At 70.2% G+C, this 23,559-nt stretch carries 17 protein-coding genes; 10 read left to right on the top strand and 7 right to left on the bottom strand.

The annotated features are described in order from the left end of the window. Window positions 1–36 precede the first annotated feature (36 nt). The 4 genes from OG417_RS03045 to OG417_RS03030 all read right to left on the bottom strand — a co-directional run bounded on the left by OG417_RS03045 (window position 37) and on the right by OG417_RS03030 (window position 6,790). The gene (locus tag OG417_RS03045; protein WP_329249387.1) at window positions 37–1,422 is read right to left on the bottom strand and encodes a serine/threonine-protein kinase; all 1,386 of its coding nucleotides are present in this window, start codon (window positions 1,420–1,422) and stop codon (window positions 37–39) included. Beyond that, window positions 1,409–3,580, bottom strand: a complete 2,172-nt coding sequence (locus tag OG417_RS03040; RefSeq protein WP_329249384.1) for a serine/threonine-protein kinase — start codon at window positions 3,578–3,580, stop codon at window positions 1,409–1,411. Before OG417_RS03040 ends, OG417_RS03045 begins: the two co-directional genes overlap by 14 nt. 277 nt (window positions 3,581–3,857) lie before the next feature. Then, entirely contained in the window at window positions 3,858–5,372 is a 1,515-nt protein-coding gene (locus OG417_RS03035; protein WP_329249381.1) for an MFS transporter, read from the bottom strand. A 35-nt stretch (window positions 5,373–5,407) separates the two neighbouring features. Next, window positions 5,408–6,790 (bottom strand): FAD-binding oxidoreductase, encoded by a 1,383-nt coding sequence (locus tag OG417_RS03030; protein ID WP_329249379.1) that lies wholly within the window; start codon window positions 6,788–6,790, stop codon window positions 5,408–5,410. Between the two features lie 190 nt (window positions 6,791–6,980). Between OG417_RS03030 and OG417_RS03025 the strand changes: the two genes are divergently transcribed. Together OG417_RS03025 and OG417_RS03020 are read left to right on the top strand one after the other, a co-directional pair. Beyond that, a complete protein-coding gene (locus OG417_RS03025; RefSeq protein WP_329249376.1) occupies window positions 6,981–7,802 on the top strand; it encodes a sensor histidine kinase in 822 nt (273 codons plus the stop codon). Next, entirely contained in the window at window positions 7,799–8,467 is a 669-nt protein-coding gene (locus OG417_RS03020) for a response regulator transcription factor (protein ID WP_329249373.1), read from the top strand. The genes OG417_RS03025 and OG417_RS03020 overlap by 4 nt, the downstream gene beginning before the upstream one ends. Before the next feature lie 5 nt (window positions 8,468–8,472). On the opposite strand, the gene OG417_RS03015 is transcribed toward OG417_RS03020, so the two are convergent. Then, the gene (locus OG417_RS03015) at window positions 8,473–11,424 is read right to left on the bottom strand and encodes a glycosyl hydrolase (RefSeq protein ID WP_329249369.1); all 2,952 of its coding nucleotides are present in this window, start codon (window positions 11,422–11,424) and stop codon (window positions 8,473–8,475) included. Between the two features lie 569 nt (window positions 11,425–11,993). Here OG417_RS03015 and OG417_RS03010 point away from each other — a divergent pair. After that, entirely contained in the window at window positions 11,994–12,494 is a 501-nt protein-coding gene (locus tag OG417_RS03010; protein WP_329249366.1) for a PH domain-containing protein, read from the top strand. Here OG417_RS03010 and OG417_RS03005 read toward each other — a convergent pair whose 3' ends face one another. Further along, window positions 12,495–13,037 carry a hypothetical protein gene (locus OG417_RS03005; RefSeq protein ID WP_329249364.1) on the bottom strand — a complete coding sequence of 181 codons (543 nt, stop codon included), beginning with the start codon at window positions 13,035–13,037 and terminating at the stop codon, window positions 12,495–12,497. 401 nt (window positions 13,038–13,438) lie between these two features. Here OG417_RS03005 and OG417_RS03000 point away from each other — a divergent pair, with 401 nt between their 5' ends. Further along, window positions 13,439–13,777 carry a hypothetical protein gene (locus OG417_RS03000; protein WP_329249362.1) on the top strand — a complete coding sequence of 113 codons (339 nt, stop codon included), beginning with the start codon at window positions 13,439–13,441 and terminating at the stop codon, window positions 13,775–13,777. A 441-nt stretch (window positions 13,778–14,218) separates the two neighbouring features. Beyond that, entirely contained in the window at window positions 14,219–14,866 is a 648-nt protein-coding gene (locus OG417_RS02995; RefSeq protein ID WP_329249359.1) for a hypothetical protein, read from the top strand. Between the two features lie 259 nt (window positions 14,867–15,125). On the opposite strand, the gene OG417_RS02990 is transcribed toward OG417_RS02995, so the two are convergent. Beyond that, window positions 15,126–15,821 carry a hypothetical protein gene (locus tag OG417_RS02990; RefSeq protein ID WP_329249356.1) on the bottom strand — a complete coding sequence of 232 codons (696 nt, stop codon included), beginning with the start codon at window positions 15,819–15,821 and terminating at the stop codon, window positions 15,126–15,128. A gap of 259 nt (window positions 15,822–16,080) precedes the next feature. Here OG417_RS02990 and OG417_RS02985 point away from each other — a divergent pair, with 259 nt between their 5' ends. The 5 genes from OG417_RS02985 (at window position 16,081) to OG417_RS02965 (ending at window position 23,421) form a co-directional block, all read left to right on the top strand. Beyond that, window positions 16,081–19,056, top strand: a complete 2,976-nt coding sequence (locus OG417_RS02985; RefSeq protein WP_329249353.1) for a right-handed parallel beta-helix repeat-containing protein — start codon at window positions 16,081–16,083, stop codon at window positions 19,054–19,056. A 40-nt stretch (window positions 19,057–19,096) separates the two neighbouring features. Then, window positions 19,097–19,453, top strand: coding sequence for a hypothetical protein (locus OG417_RS02980; RefSeq protein ID WP_329249350.1), 357 nt, complete (start codon window positions 19,097–19,099; stop codon window positions 19,451–19,453). 215 nt (window positions 19,454–19,668) lie between these two features. Then, entirely contained in the window at window positions 19,669–20,115 is a 447-nt protein-coding gene (locus tag OG417_RS02975; RefSeq protein ID WP_329249346.1) for a hypothetical protein, read from the top strand. Window positions 20,116–20,561: 446 nt separating this feature from the next. Then, window positions 20,562–20,939, top strand: a complete 378-nt coding sequence (locus tag OG417_RS02970) for a hypothetical protein (protein WP_329249344.1) — start codon at window positions 20,562–20,564, stop codon at window positions 20,937–20,939. 220 nt (window positions 20,940–21,159) lie between these two features. Continuing rightward, entirely contained in the window at window positions 21,160–23,421 is a 2,262-nt protein-coding gene (locus OG417_RS02965) for a tetratricopeptide repeat protein (RefSeq protein WP_329249341.1), read from the top strand. Window positions 23,422–23,559: the final 138 nt, after the last annotated feature.

Genomic DNA, 23,559 nt, shown 5'->3' with positions numbered 1-23,559 from the left:
GTGTCGTGGCCGCGCGGCTGAGCTCGCCGGGTGTGGTCAGACGGTTCCGTGTCCGTTGCCGTTGTAGGGCGTGCCGGTCGAAAGGCCTCCACCGCTCCAGACCTCGAAGCCGTCCACCAGCACCCGGTACCAGACCTTGCCCGGAGGGAAGCGGTAGGAGAGACGCCAGGTGCTCTTCTTCGGCAAAGGTGGAATGGACACGTTCTTCCGCCACGGCAGCTTCACGTGTCTGAGCGTCGCCGTCCGGCCGTTCACCTCGTACCTCAGCGAGGTGATCGTGACGTTCCCGGTGAGGTTGAACTCCAAGGTACGAGGGCGGGCCACCGTCGGGGTCGCCACGGTCGGGGATGCCGTGGCGGTCGGTGTGAGTGCGACGGCCGGCTTGGACCCTGTTCCGTACCAGGCCGTGGCGGACGTGCCCACGCCGATGGCGAGAGCGCCGCCGAACGCGGCCGACAGCACGACGCGACGACCGCGCCACCACCGTCGCGGGTCGTCGGCCGGCCGGTCCGGTGTGATCGGTGGGTTCTCCGCTTCGCGCTCGCGCGCGACGATGGCGGACGCGACCGCGGACGGGAGCCAGGCGCCGGCCGACCGGCCGTCCTCGGTCGCCGAGGCGGTGATCTCGGCCAGCCGCTCGGCCGTGGGGCGGCGGGACGGGGATCGGTCCATGCAGGATTCGAGCAACTCGCGCAGGGCTTCGTCGGCGATCCCGTCGAGCCGCGGCGATCCGTGCTCGATGCGCGCCATCTTCTCGTCCGGTGAGCCCTCGCCGAATGCCTCGGCGCCGGTGCAGGCGTACACCAGCATGGCCCCGAACGAGAAGATGTCGCCGGCCGGCCCGACCGGGCCGCCGGCCACCTGTTCGGGCGACATGAAGCCGGGCGAACCGACGCGGATCCCGGGGCGCGTGAGCGGTACGGCGTCCGCCAGGTGAGCGATGCCGAAATCGATCACTCGTGGACCGTCGGCGGTCAGCAGCACGTTCGAGGGCTTCAGATCCCGGTGGACGACGCCGGCGCGGTGGATCGAGACCAGCGCCTCCGCCACGCCCACTGCCAGCGTCCACACCGAGGCGATCGGAAGCGGGCCGAACTCGTGTACCGCCTCGCTCACCGGCAGGGCCGGAAGGAACTCGGTCACCAGGTACGGGACGCGGGCATCGGCGTCAGCGTCGATCACCTGCGCGGTGAACCCGCCGCCGACCTTCCGTGCGGCCGCCACCTCGCGTCCGAACCGCCGGCGGAACTCCCGGTCCTTGGCGAACTCGGGGTGAACCCTCTTGATCGTCACGCTCCGCCCGCCGGTGGACCGGCCGAAGTAGACGACGCCCATGCCGCCGGAGCCGATGCGCGCCAGCACCCGGTACCGGCGCCCCCCGGTTCCGATCCACCGCGGGTCCGCCGGATCAAGGATGCGCACGGGTGCCTCCACTGTGGCTCGGCGTGTTCGACGGCGGGCCCAGGGCCTCGACGTAGCCGTCCTTGGTGCCGATGAACGCCAGCCCGGCGACGCCGACCGGCGCGGAGGTCAGCGTCAGATCCGCGCCGTGGCTCCACAGCACGCGACCGTCGGCGGGGTTCACCGCGTACGCGTGCCGGTCGGTGCATCCGACGTACAGCGTGCCGCCGTAGAGGCCGAGCGTGTTCACCCGGTCGTACGACGCCCCCTCGCCGTGGCCGAACCGCCGCCACCAGACCAGTTCGCCGGTCGCGGCCCGGAGCGCGAGCACGATGCCGTCCGGCCGGCTTACGTACAGGTTTCCGCGCCACAAGGGCAGACGCCCATGCTGCGCGGGGAGCTCGTACCCGGAGTCCGCCCGTTTCCAGGCGAGCGTCCCGTCGCCCGCACGCAACGCGTGGAGTGTCATGAAGCGGTCCCAGACGAAGACCATGCCATAGCCGATCATGGAGCTGAAACCGTGGTCCACGTCGTGTTTCCAGCGCACTCGCCCGGAGCGGGCGGACAGACCGACCACGGTTTTCTTACTCGCTACCGCGACCGTGCCCGCTCCGACGCACAAGCCGTACTCGGAATTCACCTCCGCGGTCCAGAGCCACCGCCCGTCGCGTGCGTCGATCGCGGTCGGCCGCGTCGCGCCGTAGCAGACCACCGATTCGTCAACGGCCATCCTCTGCGGAGCCTCAGCGACGGAGCTGCTGAGCGGATGCGACCACAGGGTCGCACCGGACGAGCCACGCAGCGCGAGCAGCCCGCCCTCGTTGGCCGGGAGCAGGTAGACGACATCGCCGAAAGCCGTGGGGTTAAGAAAGGTGGCGCGTTTCCACAGCGTCCTGCCGGTGTGCGGATCCAGCGCGCGGAGAACGGCTTGTGACGCCTCTTCCATCGCCAGGACGGCCCCGTCGCTGACGATCAAGTTCGGGTAGTAGTCGCTCACCTTGCGCCGCCAGCGCAGCGCGACCGGCGGCGACGGGCGAGCCGGTACGGGCGGTCTTCGCTCCGGTCGCCGGCCGGAGCCCTCGTCACGGGGCGGCGGCAGAACACCGTCCGCGGTCAGCGCGACCACACCGAGGGCGCCCATGCCGCCGAGCAGCATCCGGCGGCTCGGCCTCCGGGGCCGTGCCGCGTCTCGGCCGCCGTCGGCGGGCGCCGCCCCCGGCGTCTGCACGGTCGCGGCGTCATTCGCCGCGTGCCGTGACGGGGCGACGGGGAACTCCGGTAGCCCGCGGGCTTCGGCCGTACGGCGGTCGATGGCCTCCGCGACCGGTGCCGGCAGCCATCGGGTGCCCTGCAGCGACGGTACGCCGTCGTCCAGGGCGTCGAGCCGCTTCACCACCTGGGCGGCCGAGGGCCGCCGGCCCGGCTTCTTCTGGTGACAGCCCGCTATCAGATCGAGCAGCCAGGGCTCGGAGATGCCGCCGAGATCCGCCCGGATGTTCCGCACCCGGTACAACTTGGAGTGCACCGAACCGGATCCGAACGGCTCCCGGCCGGTCGCGGCGTACGCCAGCACGGTGCCGAGGGCGAACAGATCGCCGGCCGGCCCGACCCTGCCGCCGGAGGCCTGTTCCGGCGACATGTACCCGGGAGTGCCGACCGGGACGCCGGCGCGGGTCATGGTGCCGGCGTCGTCCGGCCGGGCGATCCCGAAGTCGATCACGCGAGGTCCGCCCGCGGTGAGGAGGATGTTCTCCGGCTTCAGATCGCGGTGCACGACGCCGGCGCGGTGGATGGCGGTGAGGGCCTCGGCCAGCCCGGCGGCCAGAGCGCGCACCGCGTCCGGCGGGAGCCCGCCGAACCAGTGGACCGCCTCTCGCAGCGACAGTCCCGGAAGGTACTCGGTGGCCAGCCACGGCGGCTCGTTCTTCGGGTTCGACTCGTCTTCGAGCACCCGGGCGATGAAGGCTCCCGTCACCTTACGGGCGGCGTGAACCTCGCGCCGGAATCGTGCGCGGTATTCGGAATCGTCGGTGAAGTCCGCTCGGATCACCTTGACCGCGACCTTCTGACCGCTCCGCGACCGCGCCAGATAGACGACGCCCATCCCACCCTCGCCCAGCCGGGCCAGTACCCGATACGGGCCCACCCGAGCCGGGTCGCCCGGCTGCCGTGGCTCCACCGTCCTCCCCTCCCACGGCCTGGGTCACGCGACCGATCCGCGCCGTATTCCGCCGCGCGGCAGACCATTGTGGGCGGCTCATCCGGGACCGGTCCCGGATGCCACAGGACGTTGCCCGGTCAGGGGAGAGGCGGTCGATACGAGCAGGGCGCGCTCGCACACGGTTCCGGGCGAACCGAACGGTACTTCCTGACGTCCTCCGCGCGGGCCGGTGAGTTCCACCGGCCCGCGCTACGGCGCTTCCGCCCGGCACGGTCTCCCGCGCCGTCCGTGTGCGTCACCGGCCAGGCTGTGCGCCGGACGGGCCGGTGCGGCGGGTCCGGATCATGATGATCGTGATGAGCAGGGTGAGAGCCGCGATCCCGGCACCGACGGCGAAGGCCCGGTCGAAGCCGACGACCAGCGCGTGACGGTACGCGCCGTGGGTGCGCGCGGAGTCGGCGACGGCCGTCCAGGCGACGGTGCTCAGCACCGCGAGCCCGACGGCACCGCCGATCTGGCGGCCGGCGTTGAGCACGCTGGAGGCCACCCCGGAATCCGCGTCGGCGACGCCGTCGAGCGCGACCAGCGGCAGCGGCACGAACACCAGGCCCAGCCCCGCGCTGGTGACCAGGATCGGACCGAGCAGCCCTCCCACGTAACCGGAGTTCTCCGTCATCAGCGACAGCCAGTACAGACCACCGGCGCAGCCGACGGTGCCGGTCAGGAGCAGCGGGCGGGCGCCGATCCGCGGCAGCAGCGCGGAGGCGACCGCGGAGCCGGCCAGCGTCGCGGCGGTCAGCGGCAGGAACGCCACGCCGGTCCGGATGGCCGAGTAGCCCCAGACCTGCTGCGCGAACAGGGTGAGGAAGAAGAACACCCCGAACAGCACGGTGCCCACGCCGAACATGACCAGGTTCGCCCCGAGCCGGCGGCCGTCGCGCAGCAGCCTGCCGGGCACCAGCGCGTGCCGGCTCCGGGCCTCGACGAGGCCGAACGCGGCCAGCAGCACCACTCCGGCCGCCAGCGAGGCGACCACCTTGGCGTCGCCCCAGTGGGACACGCCGTCCGGGCCGGTCGCCGCGCTGGACAGGCCGTACACGAGCGCGGAGAGCCCGGCCGTCCCGGTCAGTGCCCCCGGGATGTCCAGACGACCGGGCCGGCGCGGCGCCCCGGCGAGTGCCAGGGGAGCGGCCAGGGCCGCGGCGACCCCGAAGGGGACGTTGACGAACAGCACCCACCTCCAGGACGCGTAGTTGGCCAGCAGCCCGCCGGCGACCAGGCCGATCGCGCCGCCCGCCACGCTCATCGCGGAGTACACGCCCATGGCCCGGGCGCGAGGCCGGCCCTCCGGGAAGGTGGTGACGATCAGCGACAGCGCGGCCGGCGCGACGATCGCGCCGCCGACGCCCTGGACGGCGCGGGCCACCAGCAACCAGGCCTGGGAGGTGGCGAATCCTCCGGCCAGCGACGCGGCGGAGAACACCAGCAGACCGACGACGAACATCCGGCGGCGGCCCAGCAGGTCGCCGGCCCGGCCCCCGAGCAGCAGCAGGCCGCCGAACGCCAGCGCGTAGGCGTTGACCACCCACGACAGGTTCGCTCCGGAGAAGTGCAGGGCCTCTTGGATACGCGGCAGGGCGACGTTCGTGATGGTCGAGTCGAGCACCACCATCAGCTGGGCGGTGGCGATGACCAGCAACGACAGGCCCTGCCGCGAACGGTGGGCGGCCGGCGCGGCGCCGTGCGCGGCCGGCGTCGCGCCGCGTGTGACCGGCGGGACCGGGAGGGCCGCCGGGTGGGTTTCGGACACGAGAGTTCCTCTTCCTGACCGGGATCCGGGCGGGATCAGCCGCTCGCGGGGCGGACGTTGTGGGTGCGGCGGAACACGTTGCCGGGGTCGTAGCGCCGCTTGACGTCGGCCAGTCGCCGGTAGGTGGCCGGCGGGTAGACGCGCTCGACGTCGGCGGAGGTCGCGGTCCCGAGGAAGTTGACGTACGCGCCGCGGCTCAGGGCCGCGACCCGGGACCACCGCGAGAGCGACGCGTCGGCGAGTTGCGGCGGCGCCCCCGGCGGCAGCATCACGCCCGCCACGACCAGCGCCTCGGCGTCCCGGTGGGCGAAGGCGGTGGCGTCCGGCGCGACCCGGGAGGCCGCACCGCTCAGCCCGCGCAGCTCGACCATCGAACCGTCGGCGTACAGGTCGGCGATGGCGCCGACCGTCGCGTCGTCCAGGGCCGGGACGAGCGCGTTACGGACCTCCATCCGCGCCCCGGGCGGCAGGTCGGGGGAGGCGACCAGAACGTCGGCGTACGGCATCGCGCGGACGGTGTCGGCGGTCACCGGGGCGAGCGCGCGGAACGGGCGCAGCGCGGCCTCCGCGGCGTCCCCGTCGGAACCCGCGTAGCAGCACTGCAGCACGGCGGTGGGCTGCCCGGCGGGCCGGCCGGGCATCGGCGGCAGCAGGGCGAGGCTGGTGGTCAGGTTTTCGTCGGCGGCCCGGGTGAGGTCCCGCCAGCCGGCGACGAGCTCCGTCAGTTCGCCGGGCTGGTCGCCGAGCTGGAAGCCGATCATCCCGAAGTGCACGGTGGTGACCGGCTGGGCGGTGAACTCGAAAGCGGTGACCACGCCGAAGTTGCCGCCGCCTCCGCGCAGCGCCCAGAACAGGTCCTCGTTCCGGCCGGCGTCGGCGCGGATCAGCTCGCCGTCCGCGGTGACCAGTTCCGCCGCGGCCAGGTTGTCGATGGCCAGCCCGTAGCGGCGTACCATCCAGCCGATCCCGCCGCCGAGGGTGAGCCCGCCCACGCCGACCTCCCGGGTGTCGCCCGCGGTCAGGCCCAGCCCGTACGGTGTCAGCGCGGCGGACACCGCGCCCCAGGTCGCGCCGCCTCCGACGCGGACCCGGCGGTCGGCCCGGTCCAGGACCTCGACGCCGCACAGGTTCCGCAGGTCGATGACCATGCCGTCGGTGTGCGTGCTGAGCCCGGCCATGCTGTGCCCGCCGGACCGTACGGTGACGGCCAGGCCGGCGGCGGTGGCGTACCGCACGGCGGCGGCCACTCCGGCCGCGTCGGGCGGGCGGACCACCAGGTCGGGTGTGCCCGTCGCGAACACGGTGGCCGCGGCTTCGGCATAGCCGTCGAGGCCGGGCGCCAGTACCTCGCCGGGGAGCCGGCCGGCGACACCGCACAGGCCCCCGTGGACGGATTCGGAATCTGATGTCTGTGTCATGCCGGTGATGGTGCTCCGGCGCGGGGGTGCCGGTCGTCGTGCGCAGGGCGTCTTTCCTGCCTGGTCGGCGGGGAGCGGACGGGCGGTTCCCGTACTGCCGTGGGAGGAGCGGCGGTACTGCGACGGAAGCAGGCGGGAACCCCTCCGCCGGAAGGATGGCGGCGCCGGACCGGGCACGTAGGCTCTGAGGATGCGCACGGAACATGGCCGGCGCTGGCTCTACGGCACCGGCTGGCTTATCTCCGCGGGCGTCACCCTGGTGGCGTTCCGCATGTGGCACCTGCACCTGCGCGAGGTCGAGCAGCGCGCGGAAGAGGCGGAGCGGACCCGCGACGAGGTCGCCCGGCGGAAGGCGATGGAGGAGCGGCTGCGCATCGCCCGCGAGCTGCACGACTCCCTGACGCACAGCATCTCCGTGATCCGGGTGCAGGCGGGCGTGGCCGCCCACCTGGCCCGCAAGCGGGGCGAGGAGGTTCCCTCCGCGCTGCTGGCGATCAAGGAGGCGAGCGCCGACGCCGCCCGGGAGCTGCGCGCCACTCTCAGCGTGCTTCGCAACGGCGACGCCGACGGCGGAACCGCCGGCTCCGGCCTCGGCCAGCTGGCCGACCTGGTCACCCGGGCGCAGGCGGCCGGGCTGACGGTGACCGTGACGGTGACCGGGACCGAGCGGTGTCTGCCGCCCGACGTGGACCAGGCCGCGTACCGGATCGTGCAGGAGGCGCTCACCAACGTCTCGCGCCACGCCGGCGCGGCATGCACGTCGGTGCGGCTCGGGTACGGGCAGGAGACGCTGACCGTCCAGATCGAGAACGACGCCCCGGACGCCGCCGCCGGCAGTGCGGACCCGGCCGATGACGCGGAAGGCGGCCCGGAGCCGTCGCCCGCCCGGGGGCTGGGGCTGATCGGCATGCGCGAGCGGGTCGCCGCCCTCGGCGGCCGGCTCCACGCCGGTCCCCGTGAGCAGGGCGGTTTCCGCGTACGGGCCGAGCTCCCGGCGAAGGCGCCCGCGTGATCCGAGTCCTGCTCGCCGACGACCAGGCGCTCATCCGCAACGGCATCCGGGCGCTGTTGGACTCCGAGGACGGCATCGAGGTGGTCGGCGAGGCCGCCGACGGCCGGCAGGCGGTGGCGCTGGCGAAGGAGCACCGGCCGGACATCGCCCTGATGGACATCCAGATGCCCGTACTCGACGGGATCGAGGCGACCCGGCAGATCGCGGACGACGAGCAGCTGGCCGCCGTCCGCGTCGTCATCCTCACCAACTACGGGCTGGACGAATACGTCTTCCGCGCGCTGCGGGCCGGGGCCAGCGGGTTCCTGCTGAAGGACACCGAGCCGGCCGACCTGCTACAGGCGCTCCGGGTGGTGATGAGGGGCGACGCGCTGCTGTCCCCGGCGGTCACCCGTCAGCTGATCACCGAGTTCGTCGCCCGCCCGCCGGACGCCCTCGGCACGGCGGACCTGGAGGCCCTCACCAACCGGGAACGCGAGGTGGTGGCGCTGGCCGCACACGGCCTGAGCAACGACGAGATCGCCGCGTCGCTGGTGCTCAGCCCCACCACCGCCAAGACCCACATCAGCCGGGCGATGACCAAGCTCGGCGCCCGCGACCGCGCCCAGCTGGTCGTCTTCGCCTACCAGTCCGGCCTCGTCAGCGCCCGCGACCCGGGCCGCTGACCCCGTCAGCGGCTCAGCGGCACGTCCACGTACGGGATGAGCCTGACGGGCCCGACCAGGCCGTACTGGTCGGCCGCCTTCCCGGCGATGGCGTTGCCCAGCATCGAGGCGACGGTGACGACCACCTCGTTGTGTCCGGAGCGCAGGTACGGGCCGAGGTCGATCCGGGCGCTGTCGAGCTGGTCGCCCGGGGGCAGCGACCGTCCGTTGACCGCCACCCGGTACGTCGTGGTGACCTGGCCGAGGTCCAGATAGGCCCCGGCATTCCGGTGAGAGTCCGCGTTCAGGTCGAACGTGGTCCGGTAGGTGCCCACGCCGGAGACGCTCTGCATGCCGGGCAACGTGCTCCACGCCGGTAGCAGGTGGGTGTCCGGGGCCGCGGTCACCTGCTGCTCGGGCAACCGTGTGATCGCGGTCTGCTGGGGACCGGACCCCTGGTGCCACGACGCCAGGCTCAACCGCCACTGGGACAGGGACTGTGCCGCGGGCACCGTCCGGACGTCGGTGACGACCTGGCGTCCGTCCGACAGCACGGTCGTCTGCCGGCCGTTCCGGGTGGTCCGCAGCACCGGCTTCCCGGCGTCGAGGACGACCTGGTCGGCCGTCGTGCTCACCACGTGCGTCGACGGCGGCCGGGTCCCGGCCGGCGGCGCGTCGCTCACCGCCACCAGGGCGATGTCACCGGCGGCGACGTCGAGGTTCAGGACGGTGTGGTCGCCCTGCACGCCGTACGACGCGATCGGCTCGACGCGACCGGTCCACGGGTCCAGCCGGTACGGGATGCCCCGGGCGGCCACCGACACGGTCGCCTTCGCCTGCTCGTCCGAGGCGTTGTACCAGTAGTACACGTTCACGTCCTGACCGCGGCGCTGCACGCCCACCAGCGACGACGGTTCCACCAACGCGGCACGCGGCCGCACGCCGAGGGCGGCCAGGGCCTCGGGAACGTCGTCCTCGGCCGCGACCCGGCGGACGTTGCCGTACCGGCGCAGTTGCTCGAAGGCGGCACGGACCGCGGCGTCGTCGCCGGGGTCGTTGCCGAGCGACCGCTGCGGTGCGTCGCCCACCACGACGACGGGGAGCCCCTGTCGTGCCATGGCCACGATGCGCCGGGCGGCGGCGAGGTCCATGGCGCTCTCCCGGTCGACGACGAAGGCGTGGAAGCCCGGCCCGTCCGGTGCGAGCGTCCGTCCGTCCACGGGCATCGCGCGCCCGGTCAGGAGCGTGGTGTTCACGAACCCGTACGTGAAGCCGCGCTGCTCGAGGGCGGAGCTGGTGAAGTAACGCTCGCCGACCGTGCCTTCGGAGCTGTGCCCCGGCTTCTGGTGGTAGATGGCGACGTCCGTCAGCTGCCGGCCCGTACGCAGTGTCGTCTGAAGGCGCGCGACATAGTCGTTGATGCGCCGGTCGTCCGCCCAGGTCGGGTTCTGCGGGCCGTACGAGTCATCGACGCCGGTGTTGCCGAACCCCGCCCAGCCCGGCCACGTCGCCGCGGTGCCGGGGGCGTCGTGCGACCAGCCGTGCCAGACCACGTTGTTGACGCCGGCCGAGAAGTTCTCGTTGACGTGGGAGAGCAGCTTCTGCCGGGTGACCCGGTAGGCGCGGCCGAAGGACGCACAGCATTCGTCGGAGACCAGCCGCCGGCCACTGAGCCCGGCGACGGTCGCCATGCTCCGCCAGGCGTCCGCCCCCTGCGTCTCGATGAGGCCCTGGCTCGCCCCGGCGTTGAACGAGCGGTCCTCGCCCTCCGGGATGTCCAGCAGCGACCAGGCCTCCATCGGATCGACGAACGTCGGCCCCCACGAGCTGTAGGGCTGGCCGCGCAGCGTCAGGCCGAGGCTGTGCGCCCACGTGCGCAACGGCACGAGGTGGTCGTCGATGAACAGGTCGTTGAGCGTCTTGCGGTAGTCCTCCCGTACGCGGTCGGCGACCGAACCCGGCAGCTCGAACTGCGGGTCGCTGACGGCCAGCGTGGGGATGTACGGCTCCGCGTCGTAGCCACGGCGCTTCTTGAACTCCTTCAGGAAGTCCGCGGTCCAGCTCCGCAGCGGCTCGCCGCCCGGGTTCAGCTCCAGGGAGTCGAAGAAGAGCGATCCGCCGCTCGCCTTCAGCTGCTTGCGCACCTCCTTGTCGAGCACGTGCTCGTTCCAGAAGCTCTCGATCGCGTCGATGCCGTCGCGGCTGAAGTGGTCGACGAGGTAGGACGTGCCGGGGGTCTCGGCGCCCTCGACGAGCTGGCCGGTGCCGTGCATCCAGGAGGCGACCAGCACCCATCGGCCGCTGGGGGCGGTCCAGCGGAGCTGCTCGTCGCCGCTCACCCGGTCCTTGAGGTTCACCGAGCGCGCCGGGTCGAGCACCGGCACGTCGTCGTCGCACTTCGACGCGCAGGGGTAGGCGCGGAGCGCGACCAGGTCGGCCTTGTGGACACCGTCGGGGAGCGTCGGCCGAGGCACCCGGCCGGCGTACTCCTGACCCGGGTCGAGCCAGGAGGTCGCCAGGGTGAGCTCCTTCGCCGACCCCGGCCCGTCCGGCGACACGGAGGCGAGGTTGGCCGACCACTTCGAGGTGTACGTCGTGTCGACCTGCAGCCCGGCGCTCTTGCCGATCCGGTACGCGTCGCCGAACCGCTCTTGCCACGCGGGAGTGCCGAAGCCCTGCGTGGCGGGGTCGTAGTCCTCGATCGGCGCGACCGAGTTGTCCCGGACGAAGTTGGACAGCTCGACACCCCCGGCACCGCCCTCCCGCATCGCGGCGAAGTCGGACTTCAGCGTGCCGGGGTCCATCCGGCCGCCGGGATGCCAGTAGCGGTAGAAGGGCCGATCTTCGACCGGCGGGTTCGCGAAGCGACGCGCCAGGCCGGCCGCCGACCCGTAGTCCGGAGTCCCCCCGTGCTTCGGCGATGCCTGCGCCGAGCCGGGTGACGTGACGGCCGCGGGCAGCGCCAACACGGCGGACATCACCACCGCGCAGACGCGCCGGGAGCCGGCTGAGGCGGATCGCCGTGTGAAACCGTTCCTGATCCCGCCGAACGCCGTGCTGCCGTTCGCAGGCGGCTCGCCCATGCTCTCTCCGGAAGGTGAGCAAGTAAAACGTTTTAACCGATGTCCCCGGGACATTAGGTCGATGCGCGGTAGCACGTCAATAGCCGAGCCCGCCGGCCGCAGCGCCGGAAGTCGGCCTCAGCTCCCCTGACCTGGACGGACGTCAGCTGCAACGCGAACATCATCTTTGGCGTGCGGCAGCCGGTCGAGCCCCTGGGGATTGACACGTTTTAACAGCTTGGCAGTGCGATCGGGATATGGCGGGAGGAAGCACCGCGTCCAGACGATCGCTCCACAGTGGAGTACCGCCGGTCCATCCTCGCGGCAGCGCCCTCCGACTGGAGCGACCGGTGGGCGGCTCCCCAAGCCCGGCTCGTCCGTTCGAAAGTCGGACATGTACCTTGACCTCCGTGAACGAGCTGAGCTTCCGGGGGAAAGATCGATACCGCCCGTCCTTTTCGCAGTTTGCGGGGCTGGGTGTCGTAGTGATCATTGAAGGAGTCTTCGCCTACCTCCGGCTCGGCGTGGTGGGCTTCTGCTGGCTGCTGCTCGGGACGGCCGTGCTCGTCGGTCTCGGCATCTCCCTGGGGCGCCGGAGCTCGACCACGGTCGGGCCGGCCGGGATAACCATCTGCTGGGGCATCGGCCGTGGTCGTACCTACTCCTGGCAGGAGATCCGGTGGATCGACGTGCGTGAGACCAAGAGCCAGTACGGGACGTCGCTCTCGGCTCGCATCACTCTCGCGAACGGCAAGCGTCGCTCACTGCCTGCGCTCCAGCACAGCACCCAGTACCCCGACCCCGATTTTCAGGCGGACTTCCGGCGGGTCGTCGACTGGTGGAAGTCGAACACGGACCCGGCCGCACGGTTCGAGCCGCCGAAGCGGTTGTGGAACCGGCTGACGCCCAGAACGGCCGGGTTCATCCTGGGTCTGCTCATAACGGTCATCATCTGCGCCGTCGTGGTCGTAGGGGCCAATCTCTGATCACCCGGCGGCGGCCTGGAACGACAGGAAGCCGGCGACGATCTCGTCCACGTCGCCCTGGCCTCGCGGGAGGCTGAGCTGGACCAACGACCGGTCCCCGAAGACCAGCAGCAGCTTTCGCATGGCGGCCCCGCGACGGACGGCCAACTGGACGATGTCGGAGGGCTCGTAGACCACCGCGAGCGAGAGTCTCGGCATTTTCAGCCCGAAGCTCTGCCGAAAGACCATGTAGCGCGTCGTCGTGATGGTGAAGATGACATCCTCACCCGTCGGAAAACTCGATGCCGCCCGAACCGGCGGCTCGGGACGCATGCTCTCGACCGCGCTCTCCACGGCTGAACCGGTCACCCCGGTGATCGCGCCCCCGATGGCACCCCCGATCGGAAGCACCGCACCGAAGACGGTGTCGAAGGCGCTCTCCAACGCGGCCTTGCGCATCACGTGGTGCGGCTTGCACAAGAAGGCGCACCGCACCGACTCCGCCGGAGCGAGCAACTGCGAAGCCCGCGCTAAAACGATCTTTTTGTAGTCGACGATCGGCATCGGACCCCCGCCCCCACCAGCCAGGCCTCGCGCCCGGCCGCGATGGCACGAAACTCTAAAGAGCGTGGAAACCACGCAGAATGGCCGGGGAAGGAAGAACCATGTTCCGCTCCGAACCCGGCACACACCACGTCAGACGCGACGGCGGGCGAGGACCGCATGCGGGTCCTCCCGGGCACATTTCCCCTTTTTAGGCGACCATAATCTTAGTGGCGGCGCCGTCCGAAAGATTCAGGGCACCTCACGGAAGTTGGTTAACCGGATATATACCATTCCGTGCGAGCGTGCCGGGCATCAGTTTCGTACGGGCCCATCAAGAAAGGACCGTCATGGCGAATTCGAGTTTGACCGGTCGAGTGCGGCGACGGGTGATCGCGGGCGTCGGTGTTACCGGTCTCTCGTTGGCCGGCTCACTCCTGACCGCAGCGCCCGGCCATGCGTCCGTCAAGCCGCTCACCGTAGGTGAATGCAACAGCTGTAGCTGCTCACACCAGAATCTGGACGGGCGGACCGGCTACCTGACGGCCACCGCGGTCGTACGTGGCGGCCCCGAGGGCGCGTGCAGCTACGTGTCCAACGAGCAGAACCACCCGTACATGGTCTACTACTGCTACGTCGTCAACAAGTACGGCAACACCTGGACGTACGGCCGCGTCAGCAGCGGCGGCGGCTACATCTACGGATGGGTCTGGGACGGACACCTTTCCGGCGACGGAAGCAACAAGCCCTGCAACGAGTAGCGCCTTCACACGAATTCCACGGCGACTCCGCGGCTCGGTCCGAACGCCATAGTGGCAAGTAGCGAATACGGCCATAAATATGGCTCCGTAAAAATCACGGACGCCGCGCGCACGGATCCACCCTGCCGGATCATCCCCTCTGCCGCCGTCCCACCTGGAAGGGTAAGCGGGCCAGGCCCCACGGGCCGAGACGGAGCGCCCACGGACGAACGACCCCGACCCGTGGCCTGGTTCGCTTGGGCCTCGCCTGGGGCGTCGGCGGAGGGGATCGCCCGGCCGCCGGATTCCGTTCGACCTCCATGCGGCAGGAATGACCAGACCAAGCCGCCGCGCGGTGCGGTCACGCATGTCCGTGTACGGTGGCCGCCCGATCGGCACGGCCACATGTTCGCAAGAGCTGTTATGGCGGCCCTGTCGGACCGTGCTGGCAGATTCCCGGCTATGGGACTGAACATGGTCGTCGGCGTCCTGGCCGACGCTGAGGGCGAGGACGATTACGGCGACATGGTCCGCGCCGACTTCACGGTGATCCGGGACCTGCTCGATCTGGCTGGAGCAGGGCCGTGGGATGAGCCCGAGCTAGAGACGCGGGAAGCCGAATCTTTCGAGATGTGGGGGTATTCCGGGCTGCACACCGTGCGACGCCTCGCTGTTCACTTGGCGGAGAACGCAAGCCTGCCGGAGCCGCTGGAAGGCCGGGACCCGACCGACGATCCACTGCTCGAAAAGGCGTATGCCGATCTACCTGGGGCTCCGGCCGGCCCGTTCGCACATCTGATCCGTCACTCCGACTGCGAGGGCTACTACGTACCAGTGGATTTCGAGCAGGTCATCGTCGATGAACGCCTCGCCGGGGGCTTCCTCGGCTCGTCGGTGCGCCTGTTGACGGAGGCCCGCGGCATCGCGGCCGCCCTCGGCCTGCCCGAAGACCTCGACCCCGACTCGGACGAGGTCTTCGAGGCTTCGGAAGCCGCTACGCCGGCCAGCGAGGGCTGGCAACGCTACGGCGTCGAGTCATACGTGTGCCTGCGACTCATCCACGCAGCGAAGCATTCGATGAAAACCGGGGCGGCGATCGCCTTCTGCTGAAGGTGGTGAGAATCGTTCGGCTCTCACCACCCCGCTTCGCCAGGTGTCCGTCCGTACGGGTCCACGCCAGAACGATCAAGGGCCCTCCCCGGCACGTACGCGGGGAAGGCCCTGATCAGTGAGCGGAGGCTCGGGGATTCGAACGCCGGATGGACGGTCCGCAATGACAGTTAGTCCAACGACCTTCCGCCGTTCGTCGCCAAGATCCGTCGACGTCTGCGTCTGCACGGATCCGGCCGGAGGTTCGCAGCACCGCTGCTCACTGCTCGCGCCCCTTGTGGGTCTTCGTGGGTTTGCCGGACGGGGTCGTGCAGGGCGCATCGCCGGTCGCGCCGCAGCGCGGGCACGCGGCGGGCGCCGTGGCCGGTTCCGCGCCTGGTTCCGTGGCCGGCTCGGTAGCCGGTTCCGCGGCCGATTCTGCGGCCGGCTCGGTAGCCGACTCCGTAGCCGGTTCCGCGGCTGACTCTACGGCCGGCTCGGTGGCCGACTCCTCGGCCGAGTCCGTAGCCGACTCCTCGGCCGACTCCGTAGCCGACTCCTCGGCCGACTCGGTAGCCGTCTCCTCGGCCGACTCGGTAGCCGTCTCCTCGGCCGACTCGGTGGCCGGTTCCGTAGCAGGCTCGGGCTCCGCCGTTTCGGGGGCCGTGGACGCCGCGGGCGCCTCGTCATCGCGGTTCGGCTTGTCCTCTGCGCGGTCGGTCTGCGCCGGGGTGGGCTCGGCCGCTGCGTCGAGCGGGTTGTCGGTCGGGCTGGGGTCGCGTTCCTTCTTCTGACGGATGTACGTCTTGACGCGGTCGATGATCTTCACGGGTGGGGGGCTCCTTAGCGTCGGGTACCGGGCCGCGCGGGCAGGCTGGACACGGTCCTTTCGGACGTCGGTGCGCTCGGCGTCGACCTGGTCGCGCTCGTCGAAGGTCATCAGATCGTAGGGCAGACTGCGGCTGTACTCCCCCATGAGGACCTCCTCGTCGGTGTCGTCGTGCCGCCACGGGAGGAGTCCGCCCTGGTCACCGGGCCCGCCCAACGACAGCCGCCAACGACAAAGGCTCCCGCCGGTACCTGACGGATCGGACGTAGCCGGACTCACTGCGATCACTGCCCGGAAGAAGAACCGGCCTCCACACCGCACCGAGTAGCGAACATGGCCCTGCGAGCGGTGTCTGTGGTGGATTATCTGAGATGGATTCATTGCGACCGCTTAGGGGGAGGGTCCGTTGCCGGGCTTTGTCGTATCCCAGACGAATCCACAGGCGTTCCCGACGATCGCCGACGCGGCGAATGCTTCGGGGCCGCCCGGGGAGCGACTGCGCCACATCGCCGTGGAGCCGGGCGTCTACCGTTCGGACGCCCTCAGATACTGGGGGACCGCGGTGATCACCGCGGTCGGGGGTCCTGGAACGGTCACGCTGGACTGCGCTGGGAGCTACACACTGCGGGTCGAGGGCCATGTCACCCTGCGGGGCCTGACGTTGCGCAACGGCAACGCCGAGGGCGTCCCCCTGGAGGCGGTGGGCGGCACTCTGATCGTGGAACAGTGCGAGGTCGTCAGCAAGTCGAGCCGCGCGATCAGCGTGTGGGACAGAGCCGAACTCTTCGTCCGGGACAGCCGTGTCCACGGCGGTGGCATCGTCTACTCCGACTCCGCCGGTCTGGTCGAGCACACCGAGGTGTTCAACGCCGACCTGTGCGGGATGGCCATCCGCAACGGAAGCAGGGTCACCGTCCGAGACTGCTGCGTCCAACGGGCGGGCGAGCACGGCATCTGGGTGGCCGAGGGCTCGACACCGCTGATCGAGCGTTGCGAGATCGAGGACTCCAAGGCCGCGAGCATTCTGGCGCAGGGGCGCGCCAAGGCCACCATCCGCGACTCACGGCTGCGCGCGTCGGGCCAGAGCAGCCTTGTGGTGCGTGACAACGCCTCCGCCACCGCCGAGGACTGCCTCGTCACCGGATCAGGAGCCGACGGCGTGTGGGTCACGGCCAACGCGACGCTGACCGCACGGTCGGTACACGTCGAGGACGGCAGGCGCAACGGTGTGGTGGTGGACGAGCTTTCCACCGCCGCCTTCGAGGACTGCGACATCACGCAGGCGGCGATCTGCGGGCTGGCGGTGAGCGGCGCGGGCACGGCACGGTTCACCGGGGGCACCATCACCAGATCCCAGATCGGCGCGTCGGCTGCGAACGAAGGAGTGCTCACGCTCGACGGAGCCAAGGTGTCGCACCACAAGAACATCGGTGTCGCGGTGGATCCGGGCGCCAGAGCGGTTCTGCGCGACTGCACCATCACGGGCAACGCCGGCCAGGGCATCGTCACGACGGCCGGCTCGCAGGTACGCATGGAACGGGTGAGCTCCGAGGCGAACGGCGCCGACGACATCATCGGAGTCGAGATCGGCGCCACCGTCGATTCGACCGAGGCCACGCCGGTGACTCCGGTGGCTCCGACGGAGCCCGTCGCCAAGTCCGGCGCCGCCAACCCGGACACCCCGGGCGCGGCGCCGGAACCGAACGTTGACGAGCTGCTCGCCGAGTTGAGCGCGATGGTGGGTCTGGCGGGAGTGAAGCGCGAGATCGGCAAGCTGGTCGGCCTTCTGCGCATCGCCGAACAGCGCAGGCAGGCAGGGCTGCCGCACGGACCGTCCGTCGGCCGTCACATGGTCTTCGCCGGCGCCCCTGGCACCGGCAAGACGACGGTCGCCCGGCTGTACGGACGACTGCTCGCCGCTCTCGGCGTGGTCCCCACCGGGCAGTTCACCGAAGTGTCGCGCAAGGAGTTGGTCGGGCAGGTACTGGGTGAGACCACGCAGAAGACCGCGGCCGTCTTCACCAAAGCGTTGGGCGGAGTGCTGTTCATCGACGAGGCGTACACCCTGTCCCGCCGTTTCGGCACGGGCACCGACTTCGGGCAGGAGGCCATCGACACACTCGTCAAGCTCATGGAGGACCACCGCGACGAGATCGTTGTCATCGTCGCCGGTTATTCGGCCGAGATGCGCACGTTCTTGACGGCGAATCCCGGGCTGAAGTCGCGCATTTCTCGCACCATCGAGTTCGAGAACTACAGCCCGGCCGAGTTGACGAGCATCACCGAGACCCTCGCCGCTCAGTACGGTTTCCGGTTCAGCGAGCAGGCCCAAGCGTCACTTCTCGCCCACTTTCAGCAGGCCCGGAGAGACGAGACCTTCGGCAACGGCCGGGAGGCCCGGCGCATCTTCGAAGCCGTCGTCGAACAGCAGGCGCTGCGTCTGTCCGGTCAAGACGGCCCTGCGACGACCGAGGAACTGACCCTTCTGCTGCCCGAAGATCTCGACGGCGTCGTCGACACCGGCCTGAGCACCAGGCTGGGCGAGGTACGCGACGCGGGACAGCTTCAGGCGATCCTCGACCGGCTCAACGAGATGATCGGCCTGGAGGCGGTCAAGAGCCAGGTCCGTGACACCATCGATCTGATCGCCGCCACTCGGCGCAGACGGCAGGAGGGTTTGGACGCCGCACCGATCTCCAGCCATCTGATCTTCGCGGGCCCGCCCGGAACCGGGAAGACCACGGTCGCGCGGCTCTACGGAGAGCTCCTGGCCGCTCTCGGCGTACTGGCCCGCGGCCACTTCATCGAGGCCTCCCGAGCCGATCTGGTCGGCCAGTACCTCGGCCAGACCACGCAGAAGACCACGGCCAAGTTCGATGAGGCGCGTGGCGGGGTTCTGTTCATCGACGAGGTCTACACCCTCTCGCGCCAGTTCGGGGCGAACGCCGACTTCGGGCAGGAGGCCATCGACACGCTCGTCAAGCTCATGGAGGACCACCGCGACGAGGTCGTCGTCATCGTCGCCGGATACACCGACGAGATGGATGGCTTCCTCGCGGCGAACCCTGGACTCGCGTCGCGGTTCTCCCGGACCATCGCCTTCACCCCGTACGGCCCGGACGAGCTGGTCGACATCTTCGTCGGCATCGCGAAGTCCTCCGGCTTCGACGTTCCGGACAGTACGCGCGCCGCCATCCGCGATCACGTGGCCGGCCGGGCCGAAAGGTTCGATCAGGGGAACGGCCGCGAGATCCGCAAGCTCTTCGAGGCCGCCCAGACCGCGCACGCCCGCCGCATCGCCCAGCTCGAACGCGGCGGATCCCAGGCGACCCGCGACCAGTTGCGCACCCTTCTTCCCACGGACGTCGAAGAAACCCGCTGAGCTCAGATCCCGAAACCGGCCGATGAGATGGATTCTGCGCGTGGAAATGCCCGAGCTAGCGGACCTGATTTGGCTTTTCGAGGACGAACCAACGCCGTCAGAAGAAGACTTGAGCTGGCCTGTGGGTCTTCACTCGTTCCGCCTGCGGCGAGGGGACCGCGAAGTTCTCTTCTCGCTGGATCCCACGTCCGGTGAGGCGTACGTGAGCCTCTTCGAGGGCGGTGAAGAGACCGTCTCGCTGGGAAGACTCCGAAGACTGGAGCGTCTGACCGTTGAAAAAGAAGGAGAGCGTGAGGGCCTCGTCCTTCGCTTCGTGAGCGGCCTTGATCCGTTGCGCTTGCAGACTCGGCCGGTCATTCGCCTCTCATGGGACGTCAATCCGCTGGGAGTCTGGTGACGAGCGCATCCTCGCGCAACAGCTTGGGAATCGTCGGGTTCCTGGCCGTGACGGGCGCTGACCTGCTTGTCGGTGTGCTCATGAGTGACCGCTGTTGACCTCTGACCACCGTGGCTAATGGCCCGTTAACGGCCCGGAGCATCCGCTCCCACACGCGCGGCGAAGCGGCAGGACTGGGGACCGCGTCTGGGGCTCTTGCCTGGCATCCTGTCAGCGTGACTCCCTCCGCGCGTCGCGTGCTGACGGTCATGCCCGCCCGGACATGGCTTGTAGTCGTCGGCGATCGCTGGTCGGTGGAGATGTTGCAAGAGGGAGCGGTTCCTCTGGAGAGATCGCGGCTCTGGCTGCTTCCGCTCCTGGACAGACCTCGCGATGAGGTTGAGGCGGAGGCACGGCCGCACCTGACCGCGAATGACCCTGACCTGTCGGAGCCGTTCAATGCCATGATCGGGACTGCGTTGCGGTGCGGCGAGTATTACGTGTCCCGCCTTATCGGCTGGCTGAGGACCGAGGAAATACTGACCTTCGCCGTTGAGCTTCGAGAGATCGCGCTTGGCGGATCCTGCTCTCAGGCCACCCGACACGCGATCAAACGCCTGCTCAAGCACCACGGAGTCTGGGCAATGCACCGCGGCGAATCCGCACAGAAACCACCTGCCTGATCATCTCATCCGCCAGGGAAGCGGGTCAGGGGCCCGCGATCGGGGTGGAGCGCCCGCCGGACCAACGACCTCGGCCGCAGGTCCCTGGCCTGCTTGGCTTCGCCTGGGACGTCGACGGACGGGATGATCAGGCTTCCACCTTCACCACCCACAACGGTCAGCAGGACCTGGGCGATCATCCCGGAGTCGAAGGCCCCACGAACGCGTGACCATCACCGAGCGCTCCACCTACGTGGCCAGAGCCCCGGTCCACGACGCGGGCAACCGGATCGGCGCCGCCCTGTGGGGCGAGGAATGACAACTGCAACGTCGGGTTGGAGCGGGTGAACCGGGTTGTGGGTGTGGGCGTCGAATGGTTGCTGATCGTGCATATGCCGTGTTGATCGGTGATGCTCGTTCTAGTTTGGTCGAGTAGGTGCCGGGTTCGACGGGGCGGGGAGGTTTTTGTGGATGTTGTTGCGGTGTCGGAGGCGGTGGCGTTGATGGCGGCCACTGGTGCGATCTCGGGGCTGGGTGAGAGTGCGGCGCTGGGTGTGGTGGGGAGGATCCGGGAGCGGATGCGCGGGGTGTTCACTTCCGATGCGCGTTCGGTGGATGCGTTGGAGCGGGCGGTGGCCGATCCCTCCGATGGGCGGGTTCAGGAGCTGGCGGCGGCGTTGGCGTGGTACGCGCGCCGTGATGAGGAGTTCGCTGATGAGCTGGCCGGTTGGGCGCGGGAGTATGCGCCGGCGGGGTCGGTGGTGCAGAACGTGCGGGCGGGCCGGGACGCCTACACCGCGGGCCGGGACATGACGGTGAACCAGCGGCCCGACACCGCGGAGTAGTGCGATGGCGGCCTCACCTGATGCCGGCACGACGGGCGATTTGCCGGTGCGCCAGGACGCGCACGCGCGCCGGGACGCCTACACCTCTGGTGGTCCCATGACCATCAATGTTCATTCGCCGGAGTCTGGGGATGGCCGAGGTGATGGACGGGGGGTGCTGTGGCCTCCGCTGGGACGCCTGCCGGCGCAAGTGCGGGGCCGGGACATGCTGGTGGGTCGGTTGACCGATCTGGTGGAGACGCCGGATGGGCGGGCGCATGTGCTGGCGGGGCTGGGTGGGATGGGGAAGTCGACAGTGGCGTTGCGGGTGGCTGAGGTCGCGTTGGCGCAGGGTCGGCGGGTGTGGTGGGTGCGGGGGTTGGATGGGTCGTCGTTGGCGTCGGCGTTGTTGGGGTTGGCGCAGGTGTTAGGTGCGGATGCGGGGGCGGTGGAGGCGGCGCGGGCTGGCCGGACGGATCCCAGTGATGTGGTGTGGGGGCGGTTGGAGGCGCATCGGGGGTGGGTGTTGGTGATCGACAATGCCGATGACCTTGAGTTGTTGGAGGTGGCGGGCCGGCCGGTGGGTGATGGGAATGGGTGGGTGCGGGGGTCGCGGGCGGGGCTGGTGGTGGTGACCAGCCGTGATGGTGACATGCGACATTGGGGCCGGGGTGTGGAGTTGCATCCGGTGGGATGGCTGTCGGATGAGGACGGTGGCCGTGTGCTGCTGGACCTGGCTCCCCGGGCCGGTGACCGTGCTGAAGCGGAGGCGTTGTCGGCGCGGCTGGGCGGTCTGGCGTTGGCGTTGCACCATGCGGGCTCGCAGTTGAGTTCCCCGTTCTCGGCCGAGCAGAGTTTCGCCCGGTACCGCGCGGCGTTGGAGGCGGGGTTCGCGGCGTTGTTGGGGCCGCCGGGGGCGGTTGATGATCGGGAGGTGGTGACGCGCACGTGGGAGGTGTCGCTGGAGCAGTTGGCGGGAGGGGGTGTGCCTCAGGCGCGGGAGTTGTTGGGAGTGTTGGCGTGGTTTGCCGGTGCGGTGCCGATCCCGGTGGAGGGGTTGGATCGTGAGGTGCTGGGCCGGGTTTGTCGGTATGCGGGTCCTGCCGGGGTGGGGGTCGGGCTGGAAGCGCTGGTGTCGGTCGGGCTGATCGAGACCAGCACATCCGCCGGTGACGCGGCGTCTGGGCAGCAGTCTGGCCGGGGCCGGGTGATGATGCATCCCCTGGTCGCCGAGACGATCCGGCATCAGTTCGGGGCCGGGGATGCGGGGCGGTTGACCGCGTCGGTGGCGGTGGACCTGCTGGCAGCCGCAACCGGTGAACTGGATGCGCAGGATCCTGGTGACTGGCCGACCTGGTCCGCGTGGCTGCCGCACCTGGAGGAACTCCTGAGCACCGCGTCGACGCTCGTGGAGGAAGCATCGCTGGTGACTCTGGCCAACGCCGCGGCGGATGCCGCCCTGACGTTGGTGTGGGCCGGTTCATACGCTGCGGCGTTGGCGGTCGCTGAGGCCGGTCTGCACAGCACTCGGCGACTCGGCGCAGAGCATCGGGCCACGATCGAGCTACGCAATAGAGAAGCAGACGCCCACAATTTCCTGGGTCATGCCGCCGAGGCCGAACGCCTGTACCGCGACGTCCTCCAGGCTCGGGAGCGGGTGCTGGGCACCGACCACCCCAACACCCTGGCCACCCGGCATGAGATCGCCCGGATGGTGGCCAAGCAGGGTGATGCCGCCGAGGCCGAACGCCTGTACCGCGACGTCCTCCAGGCTCGGGAGCGGGTGCTGGGCACCGACCACCCCGACACCCTGGGCACCCGGCATGAGATCGCCCGGACGGTGGCCAAGCAGGGTGATGCCGCCGAGGCCGAACGCCTGTACCGCGACGTCCTGCACGTTGAGGAGCAGGTGCTGGGCACGGACCACCCGCAGACCCTGGCCACCCGGTATGAGATCGCCCGGATGGTGGCCGAGCAGGGTGATGCCGCCGAGGGCGAACGCCTGTTCCGCGACGTCCTGCACGTTGAGGAGCGGGTGCTGGGCACCGACCACCCCAGCACCCTGGCCACCCGGCATGAGATCGCCCGGATGGTGACCGAGCAGGGTGATGCCGCCGAGGCCGAACGCTTGTACCGCGACGTCCTCCAGGCTCGGGAGCGGGTGCTGGGCACCGACCACCCCAACACCTTGACCACCCGGCATGAGATCGCCCGGATCGTGGCCGAGCAGGGTGATGCCGCCGAGGCCGAACGCTTGTACCGCGACGTCCTCCAGGCTCGGGAGCGGGTGCTGGGCACCGACCACCCCAACACCTTGACCACCCGGCATGAGATCGCCCGGATCGTGGCCGAGCAGGGTGATGCCGCCGAGGCCGAACGCCTGTACCGCGACGTCCTCCAGGCTCGGGAGCGGGTCCTGGGCACCGACCACCCCAGTACTCGGATCACTGCACGCTCACTGCGTGCCCTGACCGAACCGACCGATGAAGCCGCAGACGAGTAGCCGGCCGAGGTGCGGTCATCGCGCGATCCGCACGGAAGGCCCTGCCGGGTCTGCCGTCCCTACCTTGATCGTGGGTTGCTCGGGCCGTCGTAGGGTTCTGGCGCCCGGGGGTGCCGGGTGTGGCTGTCTGCCGTCTGC

It is taken from the genome of Actinoallomurus sp. NBC_01490 (assembly GCF_036227085.1).
In the GTDB taxonomy this organism is placed as follows: Bacteria; Actinomycetota; Actinomycetes; order Streptosporangiales; family Streptosporangiaceae; genus Actinoallomurus; species Actinoallomurus oryzae.
This window is presented reverse-complemented; position numbering and strand designations above follow the sequence as displayed.

What these genes read in the sequence shown, in the direction of transcription:
- OG417_RS02995 (WP_329249359.1), top strand. Translation starts at nt 14,219, where the DNA reads ATGGGACTGAACATGGTCGTCGGCGTCCTGGCCGACGCTGAGGGCGAG.
- OG417_RS03030 (WP_329249379.1), bottom strand. Translation starts at nt 6,790, where the DNA reads ATGACACAGACATCAGATTCCGAATCCGTCCACGGGGGCCTGTGCGGT.
- OG417_RS03025 (WP_329249376.1), top strand. Translation starts at nt 6,981, where the DNA reads ATGCGCACGGAACATGGCCGGCGCTGGCTCTACGGCACCGGCTGGCTT.
- OG417_RS02990 (WP_329249356.1), bottom strand. Translation starts at nt 15,821, where the DNA reads ATGGGGGAGTACAGCCGCAGTCTGCCCTACGATCTGATGACCTTCGAC.
- OG417_RS03005 (WP_329249364.1), bottom strand. Translation starts at nt 13,037, where the DNA reads ATGCCGATCGTCGACTACAAAAAGATCGTTTTAGCGCGGGCTTCGCAG.
- OG417_RS03015 (WP_329249369.1), bottom strand. Translation starts at nt 11,424, where the DNA reads ATGTCCGCCGTGTTGGCGCTGCCCGCGGCCGTCACGTCACCCGGCTCG.